At 73.9% G+C, this 17,841-nt stretch carries 16 protein-coding genes and 2 rRNA genes; 8 read left to right on the top strand and 10 right to left on the bottom strand.

The features are described from left to right. Nucleotides 1-27 precede the first annotated feature (27 nt). Together ACGFI1_RS05650 and ACGFI1_RS05645 are read right to left on the bottom strand one after the other, a co-directional pair. Nucleotides 28-1,260 (bottom strand): MFS transporter, encoded by a 1,233-nt coding sequence (locus tag ACGFI1_RS05650; RefSeq protein ID WP_301175581.1) that lies wholly within the window; start codon nt 1,258-1,260, stop codon nt 28-30. Between the two features lie 417 nt (nt 1,261-1,677). Next, nucleotides 1,678-2,145, bottom strand: coding sequence for a MarR family transcriptional regulator (locus ACGFI1_RS05645; RefSeq protein ID WP_138638981.1), 468 nt, complete (start codon nt 2,143-2,145; stop codon nt 1,678-1,680). A 121-nt stretch (nt 2,146-2,266) separates the two neighbouring features. Between ACGFI1_RS05645 and ACGFI1_RS05640 the strand changes: the two genes are divergently transcribed. Beyond that, complete coding sequence (locus ACGFI1_RS05640; protein ID WP_138638982.1) at nt 2,267-2,551, top strand: DUF2530 domain-containing protein; 285 nt, start codon at nt 2,267-2,269, stop codon at nt 2,549-2,551. Here ACGFI1_RS05640 and ACGFI1_RS05635 read toward each other — a convergent pair. Both ACGFI1_RS05635 and ACGFI1_RS05630 read right to left on the bottom strand, forming a co-directional pair. After that, nucleotides 2,548-5,520 (bottom strand): sacsin N-terminal ATP-binding-like domain-containing protein, encoded by a 2,973-nt coding sequence (locus ACGFI1_RS05635; RefSeq protein ID WP_392783383.1) that lies wholly within the window; start codon nt 5,518-5,520, stop codon nt 2,548-2,550. The two genes, ACGFI1_RS05640 and ACGFI1_RS05635, sit on opposite strands and share 4 nt — an antisense overlap. Nucleotides 5,521-5,522: 2 nt before the next feature. Then, the gene (locus ACGFI1_RS05630) at nt 5,523-6,380 is read right to left on the bottom strand and encodes a DUF3027 domain-containing protein (RefSeq protein ID WP_364554333.1); all 858 of its coding nucleotides are present in this window, start codon (nt 6,378-6,380) and stop codon (nt 5,523-5,525) included. 181 nt (nt 6,381-6,561) lie between these two features. On the opposite strand from ACGFI1_RS05630, the gene ACGFI1_RS05625 reads away from it, so the two are divergent. Beyond that, nucleotides 6,562-7,971, top strand: coding sequence for an MFS transporter (locus ACGFI1_RS05625; protein WP_392783380.1), 1,410 nt, complete (start codon nt 6,562-6,564; stop codon nt 7,969-7,971). 21 nt (nt 7,972-7,992) lie between these two features. On the opposite strand, the gene ACGFI1_RS05620 is transcribed toward ACGFI1_RS05625, so the two are convergent. Further along, nucleotides 7,993-8,388 carry a cold-shock protein gene (locus tag ACGFI1_RS05620; protein WP_138638985.1) on the bottom strand — a complete coding sequence of 132 codons (396 nt, stop codon included), beginning with the start codon at nt 8,386-8,388 and terminating at the stop codon, nt 7,993-7,995. Between the two features lie 190 nt (nt 8,389-8,578). Then, nucleotides 8,579-9,220 (bottom strand): HAD family hydrolase, encoded by a 642-nt coding sequence (locus ACGFI1_RS05615; RefSeq protein WP_392733198.1) that lies wholly within the window; start codon nt 9,218-9,220, stop codon nt 8,579-8,581. 232 nt (nt 9,221-9,452) lie between these two features. On the opposite strand from ACGFI1_RS05615, the gene ACGFI1_RS05610 reads away from it, so the two are divergent. Further along, nucleotides 9,453-9,830: a hypothetical protein gene (locus tag ACGFI1_RS05610; protein ID WP_387071273.1), complete on the top strand. Its 378-nt coding sequence runs from the start codon at nt 9,453-9,455 to the stop codon at nt 9,828-9,830. 23 nt (nt 9,831-9,853) lie between these two features. On the opposite strand, the gene ACGFI1_RS05605 is transcribed toward ACGFI1_RS05610, so the two are convergent. Next, nucleotides 9,854-10,336, bottom strand: coding sequence for a GNAT family N-acetyltransferase (locus ACGFI1_RS05605; protein ID WP_240808174.1), 483 nt, complete (start codon nt 10,334-10,336; stop codon nt 9,854-9,856). A 236-nt stretch (nt 10,337-10,572) separates the two neighbouring features. Here ACGFI1_RS05605 and ACGFI1_RS05600 point away from each other — a divergent pair, with 236 nt between their 5' ends. The 4 genes from ACGFI1_RS05600 to ACGFI1_RS05585 all read left to right on the top strand — a co-directional run bounded on the left by ACGFI1_RS05600 (nt 10,573) and on the right by ACGFI1_RS05585 (nt 16,117). Continuing rightward, nucleotides 10,573-11,190, top strand: coding sequence for a TetR/AcrR family transcriptional regulator (locus ACGFI1_RS05600; protein ID WP_171069226.1), 618 nt, complete (start codon nt 10,573-10,575; stop codon nt 11,188-11,190). Between the two features lie 106 nt (nt 11,191-11,296). Beyond that, a complete protein-coding gene (locus ACGFI1_RS05595; RefSeq protein WP_392783377.1) occupies nt 11,297-13,672 on the top strand; it encodes a helicase-associated domain-containing protein in 2,376 nt (791 codons plus the stop codon). Nucleotides 13,673-13,786: 114 nt separating this feature from the next. Beyond that, on the top strand, nt 13,787-14,191 hold the full coding sequence (locus ACGFI1_RS05590; protein ID WP_392783374.1) for a hypothetical protein: 405 nt from the start codon (nt 13,787-13,789) through the stop codon (nt 14,189-14,191). Nucleotides 14,192-14,464: 273 nt separating this feature from the next. Further along, nucleotides 14,465-16,117 carry a DNA repair helicase XPB gene (locus ACGFI1_RS05585; RefSeq protein ID WP_138638990.1) on the top strand — a complete coding sequence of 551 codons (1,653 nt, stop codon included), beginning with the start codon at nt 14,465-14,467 and terminating at the stop codon, nt 16,115-16,117. On the opposite strand, the gene ACGFI1_RS05580 is transcribed toward ACGFI1_RS05585, so the two are convergent. Continuing rightward, nucleotides 16,114-16,713 carry a TetR/AcrR family transcriptional regulator gene (locus ACGFI1_RS05580; protein ID WP_392783371.1) on the bottom strand — a complete coding sequence of 200 codons (600 nt, stop codon included), beginning with the start codon at nt 16,711-16,713 and terminating at the stop codon, nt 16,114-16,116. The two genes, ACGFI1_RS05585 and ACGFI1_RS05580, sit on opposite strands and share 4 nt — an antisense overlap. A gap of 83 nt (nt 16,714-16,796) precedes the next feature. On the opposite strand from ACGFI1_RS05580, the gene ACGFI1_RS05575 reads away from it, so the two are divergent. Then, nucleotides 16,797-17,294: an FBP domain-containing protein gene (locus ACGFI1_RS05575; protein ID WP_392783368.1), complete on the top strand. Its 498-nt coding sequence runs from the start codon at nt 16,797-16,799 to the stop codon at nt 17,292-17,294. Nucleotides 17,295-17,370: 76 nt separating this feature from the next. Here ACGFI1_RS05575 and rrf read toward each other — a convergent pair. Both rrf and ACGFI1_RS05565 read right to left on the bottom strand, forming a co-directional pair. Further along, nucleotides 17,371-17,487, bottom strand: a 5S ribosomal RNA gene (rrf, locus tag ACGFI1_RS05570). Between the two features lie 154 nt (nt 17,488-17,641). Then, a 23S ribosomal RNA gene (locus ACGFI1_RS05565) occupies nt 17,642-17,841 on the bottom strand; the annotation flags it as partial.

The following is a 17,841-nucleotide window of genomic DNA, read 5'->3' as shown; positions in this document are numbered from 1 at the left end:
GGCACCGTTGTCACGCGGACGGGCCCGTCATCCTTCCGCGGGACGGGCCCTGCGCAGCGCGGGCCGGACCGCCGACCCCCGCGCGGCGACCGCCCCGACCACGACCGCGGCCAGCGCGGAGACGACCCCGCCGAGGACGAGGCTCGTCCGGGCGCCGAAGTGCTCGGCCAGCCAGCCGATCGCGGGCGCGCCCAGCGGGTTCGTGCCGAGGAACACCAGCATGTAGAGCGCCATCACCCGGCCGCGCATCTCCGGCGCGACGCCGAGCTGCATCGTCGCGTTCGCCGCCGTCGTGATCGTCATCATCGCGATGCCCGTCGGGACGAGCAGCGCCAGGAACAGCCAGTACGTCGGCATCAGCCCGGTGACGGCCTCCAGCGTCCCGAACACCAGGCCCATCCCGACCAGCATCCGCAGCCGCGGCTTGGCGACCCGCCGCGCGGCCAGCAGCGCGCCGCTGAGCGCCCCGAGCGCCAGCATGCTGGACGCGAGCCCGAACGCCGACGCGTCGGTGTGGAAGACCTCCTTGGCGACCAGCGCGACCGTCGTGTTGAAGTTCATGCCGAACATCGCGAGGAACCCGATGAGGATCAGCACGAGCATGAGGTCGCGGCGCCCGCGCACGTACCGGAGCCCTTCGCGGAGCTGCCCCTTCGCCCGCTTGACCGCCGGCGCGTCGTGCAGCTCGTCCGCCCGCATCGCCCACAGGCTGAACAGCACGGCGCCGAACGACGCCGCGTTCACCAGGAACACCGGCCCGGTGCCGATCAGCGCGATGAGCACCCCGGCGACCGCCGGGCCGAGCAGCCGCGCGCCGTTGAACGTGGCGCTGTTCAGCGCGATCGCGTTCGGCAGGTCGCGCCTGCCGACCATCTCGACCACGAACGACTGGCGGGTCGGGTTGTCGACGACCGTCGCGACACCGAGCCCGAACGCCAGCACGTACACGTGCCAGACCTGCGCGTTCCCCGACACGGTGAGCAGGCCCAGGACGAGCGCGAGCACGCCCATCGAGATCTGCGTGAGCACCAGGACGCGCCGCTTCGGATACCGGTCGGCGATGACGCCGCCCCACAGCCCGAACAGCAGCATCGGCAGGAACTGCAGCCCGGTGGTGATGCCGAGCGCGGTCCCGCTCCCGTGCGCGAGTTCGAGGACGAGCCAGTCCTGCGCGACGCGCTGCATCCACGTCCCGGTGTTGGACACGACCTGCCCGGCCGCGTAGAGCCGGTAGTTGCGGATCCGCAGCGACCGGAACATCCCGCCGCTGCGCGCCTCCCCGTCGGCCGCCTCCGCGCCGGGGGCCTCGGAACCGCCCTCTTGGAACGTTCCGTCCCCCTTCACGCCACGCCCACCGTCACCGGCGTCCGCGAGCCGCGCAGCCTCCCCAGCCCGCACGGACGCACCGTCCCGCACGAACTCGCCAAGCTGCGCGCCCTCACCGACCCGCACACCGTCGCCGACCCTCACGGCGTGGCGGCGCCGGGGGCGGGCCGGCGCCGCGGTCTTGGGGGACGCGGGGGTCACCGGGCGGGCGGGGTGCGCGCGGCGGCGGCCGCGCGGGCCGCGCGTCGCGGTCCCCTCCGGTTCATCGGGGCTTTCGTTAGCAGAAGTCATTACCAAAGCTAACGTTAATCCCAGCGTTGTTATTCCGGCAAGGGCGGGCGCGGGGGCGGCCTAGGAGCGGCTGAGGCGGTCGATGATCGGGGCGGCGCGGCGGAGGGTCTCGCGCTCCTCGTCGGTCAGCTCCGCGAGGCGGCGGGCGAGCCACGCCTCCTTGCGGCGGCGCTCGTCGGCGAGGAGGGCGGCGCCCGCCTCGGTGGCGTTCAGCACGACCTGGCGGCCGTCGGTCGGGTGCGGGCGGCGCGCGACGAGCCCCCGCTCCTCCAGGTACGCGATCACGCGGGTCATCGAGGGCGGCTGGACCTTCTCGTGGTCGGCCAGCTCGCGCGGCGTCATCGACCCGTGCCGCTCGATGGCGGCGAGCGCGGCGAACTGCGTGAGCGACAGCGGACGGCCGCCGTCGCCCGCCGCGGGCGGGCGCAGCGTGCGCAGGCGGCGGGTGAGCCGCGCGATCGAGATGCGCAGCTCCTCGGCCAGCCCCGGCGCGGACGCCGTGCGGCCCCGGATCGGTGGGGTTGTCATCGTGTTCGCTCTCCCGGGTCTGCTGCCCATGCTGCCACGCCGCAGGTCGGCCCACATCACCGCGGTCGGCGGAGGACGGCGCGGCCGGGGCCGCGAAGCCCGCACCCAGTAGCCTGAACCCATGAGCCGCACCCGCCTCCCGGATCCCCCGCCGATGCAGACCAACGACGTCCGGATCGCGGCGGCGGGCACCGGCGCCTGGGCGATCGCGCTCGTGGTGCTGCTCATCGTCGGGCTGCCGTCCGAGGATCGGTGGTGGCTGTGGGTGTGCTGCACCGGCATCGGGATCGGCCTGTTCGCCATGTGGTACACGCCCCGGCTGCAGGCGGGGCGCGCCCGGCAGGAGGCCGAGCGCGCCGAGCGGCGGGCCGCGGCGGCGGACGAGGAGCGGGAGAGCGCCGGCTAGGGCTCCAGGTCGGCCTCGGCCAGGAGGGTAGGCACCGCCGAGGGGTCGCGCAGGACGGCCTCGATCAGCAGCCGGTCCGCCCAGTTGCCGGTGGACCAGGCGAGCGCCCGCGCCAGGCCGTGCACGTCGCTCGCATGGATCTCGCCGTCTCGCGTCCACCAGGGGACGTCCTGTCCGTCCACGGTGAGGTGGTCATGCGCGAGGTAACCGGCCGGGGCGTCCGGTAGGACGGCCCTGACGGCGGTCGGGACGGGGCGTTTCTCGCCGTGCGACTCGACCTCGCCCGGGATCTCGTCGCCCGCCAGCGGGAGGTCCAGCAGTTCGGCCAGCGCGGCGTCGCGTCCCTGGGCGGCGATGATGAGCGGCTGCCCCTGCAGGAGGGGCAGGAGGTCGGGGCTGTCCAGGACGAGGGCATCGCCCGCGTCCACAAGCTCGACCTCGCCGTCCACGATGGCGCGTAGACGGTCGGGTGGCTCGATGTCCACTTCGGGGGTGTCCGCCAGGGTCGTCCAGAGGACGGACAGACGGGCGCGGGTCACAGAGCGGTCGGGGTCACTGAGCCGGTCGAGCAGCTCCTGGGCTCCGCCGGGCTCCTCTAGCAGCTCTTCCAGTGACGTGCGGACGCCCAGAGCGAGCAGCAGCCGCTCGTCAAGGCCGTCTGGTGCGACGTCGTAGAGCCCTGTCAGTGAGTCGTCGCCGCGTAGGCGGAACTCGCCGGGTCTACGGCCGTCCAAGACCGGGTGCCGTCCCAGCCACCACGCCGTGTACGACGGGACGGCCACGCGCCTGCCGTTGTGCAAGGTGACATGGGCGGGGTCAACGATTGCGGCCCGCCACGGAGGCCCGGCCAAGACCTTGAGCGCCGCCGCCCAGTCGGCGACGAGTTCCAGGTCGCGGACGGCCGCGAACTCCGGCACGAGCGGTGGGAGGTCTTGCGGGCCGATGCGCCGCAGGGCGTCGTCGGCCCACAGGTCCTCGTCGTCCAGGTGGAGGGTCTCGGCCTCGTCGGCGAGCCCCATGAGGTTCACGTCCTCGCTCTTGGCGAGGGCGAAGCCGTCCAAGACGCCGACGGCGGTGAGGGTCTCGGCGCCCCACTTCTCCAGGAGGTCGCCGTCCACGACGCCGAACGGCGCGTCGTCGGCCATGAGGCTGCGCAGCGGGCTCTCCGGCAGGAGGAGCTCACCGGCCGGGTAGAGGTCGCCGTCGTCGCCCGGGAGGGCGAGTTCGGCCAGCCAGGGCTCGTCACCGGGGTCGATGTGCGCGGGCCCCACCAGCCCCAGCACGGCCTCGGCGACCGCGTCCGGGTCGTCGGCGTCGAACGACTCCTCGACGGCCACCCGGACGGCCGGGTCGCCCAGCACCGCGCGCGGGCCCGCCTCGACCGCCCCGAGCCGGGACAGCAGCGGATGCACGGCCTCCGGGTGGACGAACCGCAGCCCGAGCGCGTCCAGGCCCGCCGGGTCGACGCCGTCCGCGATCAGCAGCCCGCGCGGCCCGCGCATCAGCCGGGGCTCCGCGCCCGCCAGCGGCACCGGCAGGGCGCCCAGCGCGTCCCTGGCGGCCCCGCCGAGCGCCTCGTACACCCGGTGCCACCACGCTGGTTCCCGGTCCACAGCGGCCAGCTCATCGATCACGTCGGCCAGCTCGACCCGGCGGACCCCGAGCGCCGCCAGCGCCGGGCTCCGCGCCGGCCACTCCGCCGGCAGCAGCCCGCCGACCACGGCGTCCGCCGCGAGCAGCCCGACGAACGGCGCGGGCGCGTCGATCGCGATCGCGTCCCGGCCGCGCGTCCCGTGCGGCAGCACGGGAGCCTCGGGCAGCCGCTCCCGGATCCCGCGCCGGATCCGCGCGTCGAGCTCCCCGGCGCCCACCGGCCCCGGCACGAGGTCGAGCACGCCCGGCGACACGGGCAGGCCGGTGAGGAGCCGCACGTACGTCTCGGCGGTCCGCTCCGCGAGGTACTCGGTCAGCGGCCCTGGCGCGACGTGCCGCCGGTCAGGGGCGAGCGGGAACGACGCGATGAGCAGAGCGGGCAGATCCAGCCGCTCGTCGCTGGGCGTGGGGGCGTGCACCACCGGCGGCATGCCCTCGGGCAGGCCGTCCTCTGGCAGGGCCCACCGCACCTGCCAGAACGGGCGCGCCCGTTCCTCCACGGGACGGTCCGCCAGAAGCTCGCCCGGGATCTCCCCATGCGCCTCGGCCGTCCGCCACACGCCGCCGTTGATGACGACCTCGCCACCCGGACGCCGCTCGGCGACCAGTTCCCGCACATCACCGTCAACGTCGATCTCAACGCGCGCCAGCGTCGGCAAGGCCAGCATCAGCGCCGCCCCCACCTGCTCCAGCTGGCGCCGGACGGACTCGACCGCGTCCTCCAGCAGCGGCAGCCGCACCAGGGTGTCGAACCCGTCCGGGACGTCCGGCACCTCGTCCAGCGCGAACGGCAGCCGCAGGAGCGGCACATGCCCGCGCCGCCGCGCGGCCTCCTCGGCGAGCGCGGGCACCGCCTCCACCAGGGCCCGAGCCCGCTCCCGCGACCATTCGACCCCCGCCGGGACGGGACGCGCCGAGGCGATGGACGGCGCGTCCGACACGGCGACCACGGCGGCGAACCCCACACCGAAGCGCCCCGTCGCGGCCGTCTCGTCCCGCTTGGACGAGGCGCGAAGCGTGGACAGCGCCTCGACGCCCTCCGCGTCCAGCGGCGCCCCCGTGTTGGCGGCGGTCAGGACGCCGCCGGACGGCGATGTCCGCAGGGCCAGCCGGAGACGGCCGGGCACGCCGGCGCGCAGCGCGGCGTCGGCGGCGTTCTGGGCGAGCTCGATGACCGCGCGGTCGCGGTAGCCGCCCAGGGCGTAGTCCTCTTCGGCGTTGGCGTCCTCACGGAAGCGCGCCGGGGACTCCGCCCAGGCCCTCAGCACACGTTCGCGAAGGGCCCGGGCGTGGAGATCATCCGGAGTGTCCGGCATGGTCAGCTGTGGCCGAGGGCCTCGTCGTCCAGGGAGGCGGTGTCCTCGTCACCGGCGGGGATGACCTCGTACCCGAGCTCGTCGATCACCGGCGGGTTGTGCTCGGACGCCGCCGGGATGGAGACCGCCTCGGAGTGGGCGCCGCAGCCGTGGTCGGCGGAGACCACGCGGCCGTCGTCCGGCGCGTACTCGTTCGCGCAGACCCCGAACACCTGCCGCAGCTCGCCCGCGAGCCCGACGAAGAAGCCGCAGGTGGAGCACTGCGCGGGCGCGGACGCGGCGATGGGCGCGCGGGGCCCCGCGACGCCCTCGTACCAGCGGGTCGCGGCCTCGTCCCGGCCCTCCCGCGACAGCACCCGGACGCGGCCGAGGCCGAGCTCCCACTGGGCCTCGCGGTCGGTGGAGTCGTCGACCTGGGTGAACCCGGGCGCGAGCCGGACGTCGTCGGGCGCCGTCGGCAGCAGGTCGCCGGGGCCGAGGTCGCCGGGGCGCAGCCGCTCCAGCCACGGCACCCACGGCGGCGCCAGCAGCGCGTCGTCGCCGGGCAGCAGCACGCACTCGCTGACCGTGACGTTCTTCGCGCGGGACGCGCGGGCCACGGTGACCGCCCAGCGCCAGCCCCGGTAGGCGGGGTCGAGGCACGTGAAGTAGTGCGTGACCACCCGGTCGGCCTCGGGGCGCAGGCCGAGGTGCTCGCCGACCTGCGCGGCGCCGGCGGTGTCCTCGGCGGCCTCGCGGGCGAGGTCGACGGCCTCGGCGCAGGCGGTGTCGACGGCGGGTGTGCGGGTCCGGCGGGCGGGCCCGGACGTGGTGCGCGCGGCGGCGGGACGCGCGGGGCTGGTCTGGCGCTGTGGGCTCACACCTCAATTCTCGCCCATGGGAGGACGTGGCCGGGCACCGTCCGGAGGCGGGCGGCGGCCCGGGCCCGCCGAATCGGTGGGGTGAGCCCGCATTCCAGCGGGGAACGTACCCTCAATCGAACGACTCCGATGGCCGTCCCCGGTGCCGAGCCGGCGCGGCCGCTGGGAGAGATCAGGGCGCATGGCGGACGGGACGAGGGCCGGACGGAGCCTGCGCGCCGTCACCGGGGGTGCGGCGCGCGCCGGCCGCGGCGTGCGCTCGGCCGTCCTCGGCACGGGCCGGCTCACCCGCCGCGTCACCCACGCGCAGGGCGCCGGGCGCAGCGGCCTCGGCAGCCTGATCGAGGCGTCCGCGATCAACTCCGCGGGCGACGCCATGGTCACGGTCGCGCTGGCGGGGACGCTGTTCTTCGGCCTGGACGTCAACCAGGCGCGCGGCCAGATCGCCCTCTACCTCGTCGTCACGATGGCGCCGTTCGCGCTCGTCGCCCCGCTGATCGGCCCCGCGCTGGACCGGGCCAGGCACGTCCGCCGCTACGCGATCGCCAGCACGTTCGTGATGCGGGCCCTGCTGTGCTGGGCGATGGCGAGCGCGCTCCCGCACGGCGACCAGGTCACCTTCCTGCCCGCCGCGTTCGGCGTGCTGGTGCTGTCGAAGGCGTTCGGGGTGCTGCGCGCGTCGGTCACCCCGCGCGTCCTGCCGGACGAGATCACGCTGGTGACGGCGAACGCGCGCGCCTCGTTCGCCGGGCTGATCACGGCGTCGGTGACCGCGCCGGCCGCGGCGGGGCTCGCCCTGCTCATCGGGCCGGCCTGGGTGCTGCGCATCGGCACGGCCGTGTTCCTGCTCGGCGTGCTGTTCACCATGCGGCTGCCGGGGCACGTCGACGTCCCCGAGGAGGCCCCGCGGCCGGAACCGGCCGAAAAGGGCGCGCGGCGCTGGCGGGCGCTGCCCCGCGTCGGGCCCCTCGTCGTGGAGGCGATGGAGGCGAACGCGGTGCTGCGCGCCTTCTCCGGCTTCCTGATCATCTACCTGGCGTTCCTGCTGCGGCAGGAGCGGTTCGACCCGGTGTCCCACCATGTCGCGCTCGGCCTGCTGGCCGCGTGCGCGGGCGCCGGCGGGCTGCTCGGCACCGCGCTCGGCGCCTACATGAAGGCGCGGGCGCCCCGGCTCATCGTGTCGGCGACGCTCGCCGCCGTCACCGGCGTCACCGCCGCGGGCGCCGCGTTCTTCGGGCTGTGGGCGGCCCTCGCCGTGGCGACCGCCGCCGGTCTCGGCCAGGTCCTCGGCAAGCTGTCGATGGACGCGGTCGTCCAGCGCGAGATCGGCGAGGAGCTGCGCTCGTCCACGTTCGCGGTGTCGGAGACGCTGCACCAGCTCAGCTGGGTGCTCGGCGGGCTGCTCGGCCTCGGCATGTCGATCGTCGCGGACGGCCGGGTCGCGCTCGCGACCGTCGCGGCGGCGCTCGCGCTGGCCTTCGGCCTGCTGCTGACCCGGCAGGCCGGGGCGCACCGCCGCGGCCGCCGCCGCCCGGACGCGGCCGCGCCCACCACGACGATCAAAGACGCGCATCCGGAGATGCGCGCCTGACCGCATGCCCTTCCGGCATCCTCAGGGAGAGAGGTCGTCGGCGACCGCCCGCAGCACGGTGGCGATCTTCTTCGCCTCCGCCGGGGACGGGTGCTTGCCGCGCCGGTAGGTGTTGGATATCCCGTCCAGCAGCTTGATCAGGTCCTCGGTGATCACGACCATCTCGTCCGGCTTCTTGCGCCGCTGCTTGGCGATGGTCTTCTCCACCGACGGCAGCGACTCCAGCACCCGCACCTGGAGGGCCTGCTGCCCGCGGCGCCCCTCGACCACGCCGAACTCGATGCGCTGCCCCGGCCTGAGCGTGGTGACGCCGCCCGGCAGCGCCGATGAGTGCACGAAGACCTCCCCGCCGTCGTCGCGGGTGAGGAAGCCGAACCCCTTGTCGGAGTCGTACCACTTGACCTTGCCAGTCGGCACCGGAGACCTCGTTCGGTAATCGTCCTGAATCGCCCCCAAGATTAGTGCCTCGCCGCGGGCCGGTGTACACGCCGGGTACCCCCGGAGAGGGCCTACGGGGCAACGCCTCCGACGCTATCCCGGACCTCCGCGGACGGCACCCGAATATCGGGCCGCGCGCAGCCCCCGGTCAGGGCCGGTCAGGACCGTGTCAGACCGTCCGGAACCCGCCGAGCCACCCCGGGAACGCCAGCAGATCCGGCAGGACGACGTCGGCGCCGTACGCGGTGAGGGCCGCCGAGTCGAACGGACCGGTCGCGACGGCCACCGCCACCGCCGACGCGGCCCGCGCCGCGTCCACGTCACCGGTGTGGTCGCCGATGTAGGCGCCGGCGCCGTGCGCGCGCAGCGCCGTGCCCTTGTCGGCGCCGAACAGGCCGCCGACCACGGCGTCCGCCCGCAGCCCGAGGAACCGGACGGTGCGCTCGGTGTCGGCCTGGTTCTTGCCCGACACGACGACCACCCGCCCGCCCCGGGCGCGCACGGCGTCCAGCGCGGCGACGGCGCCCGGCATGAGGCCGGTCGCCGGGATCGCGACATCCGGGTAGATCGCCCGGTACCGGGCCGCCATCGCGGGCACCTCGTCCGCCGGGAACCAGTAGGCCAGCTCCTCCTCCAGCGGCGGCCCGATCCGCCCGACCACCTGCTCGGTGTCGATGGGGACGCCGGTCTCCGCTGCGAGGGCGGCGTACACGGCGCCGATGGCGGCCCGCGTGTCGGCCAGGGTCAGATCGAGGTCGAAACCGACGGTGAAGGACGCGCCGGACGAAGCGGGAGGTTCGAGATCGAGCACGCCCCACAGGGTAAGGGGCTGGACACATGAGAGGACCCGCGCTCTCCTGGTAGTGGCGATGCGACGGGATCCGAGTAGGAGAACGCGGGACCGTGATGGCGATATACCCGACCCCCCGACCACAAACCAGCTGACCAGGGAAAACGCAGCACCCGAACACGTCACCCCGGCGCCAAGGACGATCACTCCGCCGGCCGCCCCCGGCACAGCCCCCCGGTGAAGGAGGCCGCAGATGGCAGACGACCCCACCACCCGCACCGAGCCGGGCGGCGAGCACCGCGCGCCGCCGCGGCGGCGCCCGATCACGGCCCGCGCCGCCGGGGCCCGCCGCCGACTCGTCGGAGCGCTCGCCACGGCCGTCTCCGTCGTGACCACGGTCGTCGTGGCGGTCCTGGCCGTGCACATCGTGTTCGTCGCGTTCGAGGCCAACACGGCGAACGACATCGTCCGCTGGTTCGGCGACCGGGCCACCGACCTGTGCTGGCAGTTCAAGGACGTCTTCCAGCCCGCGAACCACAAGGCGGACGTGGCGGTCAACTACGGACTGGCGGCCGCCGTGTACCTGGTGATCGGCCGGATCGTGGTCGGCCTCGTCCGCCGCCTGGCCTGACCAGGCCGGGCCAGCGCGCCCTGCTAGTCGCGGCCGGGGAAGCGGACCTCGTCGAACGGCCAGGCCGTCGTCACCCACCGGCGGACGAACGTCTCCAGCTCCTTCTCCAGGACGGAGTTCTCCTCGTCCGCGCGGACCCAGAACACCACGACGGCGTCCGCGGCGGGGTCGTCGGACGGCGCGACATGAATGCGGCCGAGCTGCCGCTCCCCGTCCGGCGTGATCACCACGTAGCTGAACGAGCGCCGCAGCTGCCCCTCCTTCTGCAGCCAGGCGACGTCGATCAGGGCCTGCTCGAAGGTGAACTCGTGGTCGGGCCACCCCCACTCGGGGCCGAACCGGCCGGCCAGCCGGTCGAGGCTGCCGATCACGGCGCCGTAGTCCTTCACCACGTCGTGCACGGTGATCGGGCGGATCTGGAAGTCGGGCCCCGCCACCAGCGTGGGCACCACGAAGTCCTCGGGCAGGAAGGCCCCGCCCACCGCCTTCCGCGGAGACTTGAACATCGTCGACCTTTCCTGGGCGACGCCCCTTCCGGCGACGGGGCGTGCGCCAACGAACTCTAGTCCTCCCGGCCCCCGGAGGCGGAGCATCGCGGATTCGGGCGCGCCGCACGACCGGTTCGGGCCCGCCGCACGACCGGCCGGGGCGCGCGGCGCGACCGGTTCGGGCGTGCCGTGCGAGGAGGCGGCGGCCCGCGGGCCGAACATGCCTTAGTGTTCTTGCGGAGGAATTCATCACCATGACGCCATCCACGCGCGAGCGCATCGTGTCCGAGTCGCTCCGGTTGTTCGCCGACCGGGGCTACACGGCGACGTCGGTCGCGGAGATCGAGGCCGCGGCGGGCCTGTCCCCGGGCGCCGGCGGGCTCTACCGGCACTTCCGGTCCAAGGAGGAGGTGCTCGCCTCCGCCATCCGCGAGCACATCGAGCGGACCCGCCGCCAGATCAGCGACGTCCTCGTCCAGGCCGCCGCCTACGAGGAGCGGCCGCTGGAGGTGCGGCTGCGGATGACGTGCCAGGCCGGGCTCGCGAAGATGCGCGAGGAGCAGGACCTCATCCGGGTGCTGTTCCGCGACCTCGACCAGTTCCCGAACCTGGTCGCGGAGATGCGCGAGGGCATCGTCAACCCGCTCTACGACGGGATCGCGACCTGGCTGGCCGCGCAGCCCGAGTTCGAGGGCGCGCGCGAGGACTGGCCCGCGATCGCCTCGATCCTCGGCGGCGCCGTGGTGAACTACTGGCTGGCGAACGAGTCGATGTACGAGCCGCCGACCCGCATCGACGAGAAGCGGTTCGTGGAGAGCTGGGCGCGGCTCGGCCTCGGGCTGGTGCACCTGGAGCGCACACCCGCCACCTGACCTGCGCCATCCTGGTTCCTCGCCGGCTTCGGGCACGCCCCGCGGGCTCCTACCCTGTGGACCCGCGTACCAGCGGCGTGCACGCGACATAAGGTTGGGGAACGGCATGGACACGTATGCGGACTGGTTGCGCGCGCGAGGCGATGACGAGCTTCGTGCGCTGCTGTCCGCGCGTCCGGAACTGCTCGCCCCCGTCCCCGCCGACCTGACCGCGCTCGCCGCCCGCGCCGCGACGCCCGCCGCGGTCACCCGCGCCCTCGACCGGCTCGACCGGTTCACCCTCGCCGTCCTCGAAGCCCTCCTCGTCCTGCCCGAGCCGGACGCGGACGCGCTCGCGGCCGCCCTCGACGCGACGCCCCCGCAGGTCGAGGGCGCCCTCGGCACGCTGCGCCGCTACGGGCTGGTCTGGGGCGAGAAGGCACCGGCCACCGCGCCCGGCGTCCGGCAGGGGCTGCCGCACCCGGCGGGGCTCGGCCCGCCCGTCCAGGAGGTCTTCGCGGGCTACCCGGCCGAGCGGCTCACCGACCTGATCACCGACCTCGAAGGCGCGGCTCCGCGCGGCTTCCCCGACTCCGCCCGGCTGCTGCGCCGGCTCTCCGATCTGCTCGCCGACCCCGCCGCGCTCATCGAGGACGCCGGGCCCGACGCGCGGGCCGCCCTCGACCAGCTCGCCTGGGGGCCGCCGTTCGGACGGGTCGCCGACGCGCGCCGCCCCCTCCGCGTCGACACCGCGGCGACGCCGATCGAGCGGCTGCTCGCCCGCGGCCTCCTCGCCGCCGAGGACGACCGCACCGTCACGCTCCCCCGCGAGGTCGCGCTGCACCTGCGCGGCGGCCGGCTGTTCCGGGACGTCCCCGCCGAACCGCCGCCGCTGCCCGCCGCGGCGCGCGAGCCGCGCGGCGAGGACGTCGTGGTCCGCGCCGCCGCGGGCGAGGCGGCGGGCGCCGTCCGGCTCATCGAGGAGCTGCTGGAGCGCTGGGGCCTGGAGCCGCCGCCGGTGCTGCGCAGCGGCGGCCTCGCCGTCCGCGACCTGCGCGCCGCCGCGGCGCTGCTGGACGTCCCCGAGTGGAAGGCGGCGCTGCTCGTCGAGATCGCCTACGCCGCCGGGCTGCTCACCCGCAGCGGCGACCTCGACGGCGAGTGGCTGCCCACCCCCGCCTACGACCTGTGGCTCATGCGCGACACCGCCGGCCGCTGGACGGAGCTGGCCCGCGGCTGGCTGAAGTCCGACCGCGTCGCCGGGCTCGCCGGGGAGCGCGACGACCGCGACCGGCTGATCAACGCGCTCAGCGAGGCGATGGTGCGCAGCAGCGCCCCCGCCACCCGCCGCGAGATCCTGGAGGTCCTCGCCGGCGCCGGGCGCGGCACCGCCGTCGACGAGGACGCGCTCCGCACCCGGCTGGCCTGGCTGCGGCCCCGCCGCGGCGGCCCGACCCGGGAGCGGCTCCTCGGCTGGACGCTGCGCGAGGCCGCCGCGCTCGGCCTCACCGGCTTCGGGGAGCTGGTCGCGTTCGCCCGCGACCTCCTCGCCGGCGACGACCCCGAGCCCGCCCTGGAGAAGTACCTTCCCGAGCCCGTCGACGAGATCCTCATCCAGGCCGACCTGACCGCGATCGCGCCGGGCCCGCTCGTCACCGACCTCGCCCGGGAGCTCGCGCTCGCCGCCGACGTCGAGTCCACCGGCGGCGCCACCGTCTACCGGTTCACGCCCGAGTCGATCCGCCGCGCCCTCGACGCCGGCCGGTCCGCCGCCGACATCACCGACCTGCTGACCCGGCACTCGGCGACGCCGCTGCCGCAGCCGCTCACCTACCTCATCGACGACGTCGCGCGGCGGCACGGGCACCTGCGCGTCGGGGCGCTGTCCTCCTACGTCCGCACCGACTCCGCCGCCACCCTCGACGAGATCCTCGCCGACCGGCGCGCCGAGCCGCTGCGGCTGCACCGGCTCGCGCCGACCGTCCTCGCGTCCGGGCTGCAGCGCGCCGACCTGCTCGACGGCCTGCGCGGGATGGGCCTCGCGCCGGTCGCCGAGGCGCCCGGCGGCGGCGTGATCGTGACCCGGCCGGACGCGCAGCGCGCCGACCCGCCGCCGACCGCCGAGATCGTCCGGCTGCGCCCCGACGACCGCACCGACGCCTCGATGATCGCCGCCGCCGTGCGGGCGGTGCGCGCGGGCGACGAGGCGTCCCGGCACGGCGCCGAGCAGGCCGCCCGGCAGGCCGCGGCCCCCGGTGGGGAACCGCCCCGCTCCCCCGCGATGGCCACCATCGAGCGGCTCCGCGCCGCCGTCGAGCGCGGCGGCCGCGTCTGGATCGGCTACCTCGACCAGCAGGGCCAGGCGTCCAGCCGCATCGTGGCGCCCGTCCGGGTCGAGGGCGGCTTTCTCACCGGCTACGACGCGACCCGCGCCGCCGTGCACCGCTTCGCGCTCCACCGCATCACCGGCGTCTCAGAACTGGACGACGAGACCGGCACATAGCACCCTTTCCCTGACGGGACGGATGGACAGGGTGTTACGGCCGCGAAAAGGAACCCGTGCCGGGGTCCGGACGTCCTAGTCTGGAGCCCCATCGGCGAGTTGAGGAGGCCGTCTGTGAGCGGATACGGCGGCACCCCGCCCGGCTGGCAGGACCCCTACGGGTCCGGGTCCCAGGGCTGGAGCGGTTCCCCGTATCCCGGCACCCAGCCGCCTCCCGGCTACGCCTACGGTCCCCCCGGCGTGCCCGTCCAGCGGCAGAGCAACGCCAACACGACCGCCTGCCTGGTCTGCAACATCGTCAGCGTCGTGCTGTGCTGCGGCCTGCTGGCCATCCCCGGCGCGATCGTCGCCGCGCTCGCGATGGGCCGCGTCCACACCGACCCCGAGTCGGCCCGCAAGCTGACGATCGCGGGCTGGGTCCTGTTCGCCCTGTCCATCGTCTGCGGCATCGTCCTCGGCATCATCTACGTCATCGTCATGGTCAACAGCGACTCCGGCTACGACTCCGGCGGCATCTAGGAGCAGGGCCCGTCCGGGGCGACGTCCGGAACGTCCGCATGTGGACGGCATGATCGCGACACCGCACGGCGCCCGGCGCGCCCGGCAGGCCGCAGGCGCCCCGCACGCGCCGCGTCCGCCGAGGCAATAAACGCGGCGGCGGGGGTTGTTAGAGTCTGCGGTCCGGTTCGGAACGCGCCATCCTGGGGCGCGGCTCGGGTAGCGTGCGGCTGCGGCGCCCCGGCGGTCGAACGCGGAGCACCGATCATCGAACCCCGACGAAGGGCTGCTGCTTTGTCCGACGGTCCGCTCATCGTCCAGTCCGACAAGACGCTGCTGCTGGAGGTCGACCACGAACTGGCCGACGCCTGCCGCAAGGAGATCGCCCCGTTCGCCGAGCTGGAACGGGCGCCCGAGCACGTCCACACCTACCGGGTGACGCCGCTCGCGCTGTGGAACGCCCGCGCCGCCGGGCACGACGCCGAGCAGGTCGTCGACACGCTGCTGCGCTTCTCCCGCTACCCCGTCCCGCACGCCCTCCTGGTGGACGTCGCCGACACGATGGCGCGGTACGGGCGGCTCCGGCTGGAGAAGGACCCCGTGCACGGGCTCGTCCTGTCGTCCTCCGACCGGTCGGTGCTGGAGGAGGTCCTGCGGGCCAAGAAGATCAAGGGCATGATCGGCGACCGGGTCGGGGACGACGCCGTCGCCGTCCACCCGAGCGAGCGCGGCGCCCTCAAGCAGGCCCTGCTCAAGCTCGGCTGGCCCGCCGAGGACCTCGCCGGCTACGTGGACGGCGAGGCCCACGCGATCTCCCTCGCCGAGGACGGCTGGCAGCTGCGCTCCTACCAGGAGGAGGCCGCGTCGGCGTTCTGGCACGGCGGCTCCGGCGTCGTCGTCCTGCCCTGCGGCGCCGGAAAGACCATCGTCGGCGCCGCCGCCATGGCGCGCGCGCAGGCCACCACGCTCATCCTCGTCACCAACACCGTGTCGGCGCACCAGTGGAAGCAGGAGCTGCTGCGGCGCACGTCCCTCACCGAGGACGAGATCGGCGAGTACACCGGCACGAAGAAGGAGATCCGGCCGGTCACCATCGCCACCTACCAGATCATGACGACGCGCCGGAAGGGCGTCTACACGCACCTGGAGCTCTTCGACGCCCGCGACTGGGGCCTGGTCGTCTACGACGAGGTGCACCTGCTGCCCGCGCCGATCTTCCGGATGACCGCCGACCTGCAGGCCCGCCGCAGGCTCGGCCTCACCGCCACCCTCGTCCGCGAGGACGGCCGCGAGGGCGACGTCTTCTCCCTCATCGGGCCGAAGCGCTACGACGCGCCCTGGAAGGACATGGAGTCCCAGGGGTGGATCGCGCCCGCCGACTGCGTCGAGGTCCGCGTCACCCTCACCGACGCCGAGCGCCTCGCCTACGCGACCGCCGAGCCCGAGGAGCGGTACCGGTACTGCGCCACGACCGACACCAAGACCAAGCTCATCCAGGCGCTCGTCGACCGGCACCGCGGCGAGCAGACGCTCGTCATCGGCCAGTACATCGACCAGCTGGACGAGCTCGGCGCGCTGCTGGACGCCCCCGTCATCAAGGGCGAGACCAGGGTCCGCGAGCGGGAGCGGCTCTTCGACGCGTTCCGCTCGGGCGAGATCGACGTCCTGGTCGTGTCGAAGGTGGCGAACTTCTCGATCGACCTGCCGGAGGCGTCCGTCGCCGTCCAGGTGTCGGGTGCCTACGGGTCGCGCCAGGAGGAGGCTCAGCGGCTGGGACGGCTGCTGCGCCCCAAGGCGTCCGGGGCCGGGGCCCGCTTCTACGCCGTCGTCGCCCGCGACACCCTCGACCAGGACTACGCCGCCCACCGGCAGCGCTTCCTGGCCGAGCAGGGCTACGCGTACCGCATCGTCGACGCCGACACCGTCCTCGCAGGGGACGATTTCTAGGAGGCGGAGGGCGCATCGGGCGCTGTTGGCGCCGTGGGCCAGTTCCGGAGGGCGCTGTCGAGGGCGTCCAAGGTCCTGGCCCAGGAGGCGTCCACGTCGCGCGGGGTGTGCTGGAAGGCGCCGGAGGTCTCCAGGCTGACGTAGCCGTGGAACACGGCGCCCAGCATCCGCACGGCGTCCGTCTGGTCGGGTTCCGGCAGCGCGTAGGCCCGCAGGATCGCGCGCGTCATCTCCGCGTGCCGTACGCCCGCGCTCTTGACCGCCGTCTCGGGGTCGAGCTCCATCCTGGCCGCCGCGTACCTGCCGGGGTGCCGCTTGGCGTAGCTCCGGTAGGCGCTCGCGAAGGCCACCAGAGCGTCCTTGCCGGCGCGTCCGGCCACCGCGGCCGCGACGTCGTCGGCGAGTTCGGCGAGCGCGAGCAGCGCGACCCGGGTCTTCAGGTCGTGGGCGTTCTTGATGTGCGAGTACAGGCTGGCCTCCCGCACGCCGAAGCGGCGCGCGACCGCGGCGACGGTCACCTTGTCGAAGCCGACCTCGTCGGCCAGCTCCGCCGCCGCCAGCGTCACCCGCTCGACGGTCACTCCCGCGCGAACCATGGGCCCCCTCCTCCGTGTGTCCGTCCAGCCTACCCTAGCAAGGCATTTGCCTAATAGTCTTAGGAAGACTACGCTCGCCGCCCATGAGACCGCTGACCGAACACGACATCCGCAGGTCCTTCGTCAACGCCTCCAAGGGCGAGGCGAAGCGCCTCGACCTGCCCAAGGACCTCGCCGACCAGCCGTGGGACGACCTGGACTTCCTCGGCTGGCAGGACCCCGGCGCCCCTGGGCGCGCCTACCTCATCGCCGAACGCGACGAGCGTCCGATCGGCATCTCGTTCCGGGTGGCTCCCAGCGCGACCCGCGGCTTCACTGCGCGCAGCATGTGCTCGCTGTGCCTGACCACGCGCACCGGCGGCGGCGTCGCGCTGATGACCGCGCGCCGGAGCGGTGAGGCCGGCCGCCAGGGCAACTCCGTTGGGCAGTACATGTGCGTCGACCTCGACTGCTCGCTGTACGTCCGGGGCAAGAAGCAGTCCGTCGCGGGCGGCGGGCTGGAGGAGTCGCTCACTCTGGACGAGAAGATCGCCCGGGTCCATGCCAACCTGGACAAGTTCTTGGAGAAGGTGACCCAGTGAGCCGCCGCACTAATGAGAGCCCTCGCACAAATGAGAAAGGCCCCGCCGAAAACGGCGGGGCCTTCCTGCAATATGTGTCCGGCGGCGTCCTACTCTCCCACACGGTCTCCCATGCAGTACCATCGGCGCTGAAGGGCTTAACTTCCGGGTTCGGGATGGGACCGGGTGTTTCCCCTTCGCCAAAACCACCGAACGTCTCAACGCACCACCCAGTAGGTGGGCAAATCAACGTCCAAGCCGACAGGCTCAGAAATCTTCACTTATCTACTGCGGTTCCAGGTTGTTTCCTGAGAACCACACAGGGACGCGAACAACTCTCACACAGCGACTCACTTTGAACGTTCAGTGTGTTCAAGCCACTCGGCCTATTAGTACCGGTCGACTCCACACGTTACCGCGCTTCCATCTCCGGCCTATCAACCCGGTCGTCTACCGGGGGCCTTACACCCACAAAAGGGGTGGGAGAACTCATCTCGAGGAAGGCTTCCCGCTTAGATGCTTTCAGCGGTTATCCCGACCGAACGTAGCCAACCAGCCGTGCCCCTGG

The sequence above is a fragment of the Actinomadura geliboluensis genome (assembly GCF_043197915.1).
Taxonomy (GTDB): domain Bacteria; phylum Actinomycetota; class Actinomycetes; order Streptosporangiales; family Streptosporangiaceae; genus Spirillospora; species Spirillospora geliboluensis.
Note: the sequence above shows the minus strand (reverse complement) of the source record. Positions and strands in the feature narration are given on the sequence as shown.

What these genes read in the sequence shown, in the direction of transcription:
- ACGFI1_RS05650 (WP_301175581.1), bottom strand. Translation starts at nt 1,260, where the DNA reads ATGTTCCGGTCGCTGCGGATCCGCAACTACCGGCTCTACGCGGCCGGG.
- ACGFI1_RS05645 (WP_138638981.1), bottom strand. Translation starts at nt 2,145, where the DNA reads ATGACAACCCCACCGATCCGGGGCCGCACGGCGTCCGCGCCGGGGCTG.
- ACGFI1_RS05640 (WP_138638982.1), top strand. Translation starts at nt 2,267, where the DNA reads ATGAGCCGCACCCGCCTCCCGGATCCCCCGCCGATGCAGACCAACGAC.
- ACGFI1_RS05635 (WP_392783383.1), bottom strand. Translation starts at nt 5,520, where the DNA reads ATGCCGGACACTCCGGATGATCTCCACGCCCGGGCCCTTCGCGAACGT.
- ACGFI1_RS05625 (WP_392783380.1), top strand. Translation starts at nt 6,562, where the DNA reads ATGGCGGACGGGACGAGGGCCGGACGGAGCCTGCGCGCCGTCACCGGG.
- ACGFI1_RS05610 (WP_387071273.1), top strand. Translation starts at nt 9,453, where the DNA reads ATGGCAGACGACCCCACCACCCGCACCGAGCCGGGCGGCGAGCACCGC.
- ACGFI1_RS05605 (WP_240808174.1), bottom strand. Translation starts at nt 10,336, where the DNA reads ATGTTCAAGTCTCCGCGGAAGGCGGTGGGCGGGGCCTTCCTGCCCGAG.
- ACGFI1_RS05600 (WP_171069226.1), top strand. Translation starts at nt 10,573, where the DNA reads ATGACGCCATCCACGCGCGAGCGCATCGTGTCCGAGTCGCTCCGGTTG.
- ACGFI1_RS05595 (WP_392783377.1), top strand. Translation starts at nt 11,297, where the DNA reads ATGGACACGTATGCGGACTGGTTGCGCGCGCGAGGCGATGACGAGCTT.
- ACGFI1_RS05580 (WP_392783371.1), bottom strand. Translation starts at nt 16,713, where the DNA reads ATGGTTCGCGCGGGAGTGACCGTCGAGCGGGTGACGCTGGCGGCGGCG.
- ACGFI1_RS05575 (WP_392783368.1), top strand. Translation starts at nt 16,797, where the DNA reads ATGAGACCGCTGACCGAACACGACATCCGCAGGTCCTTCGTCAACGCC.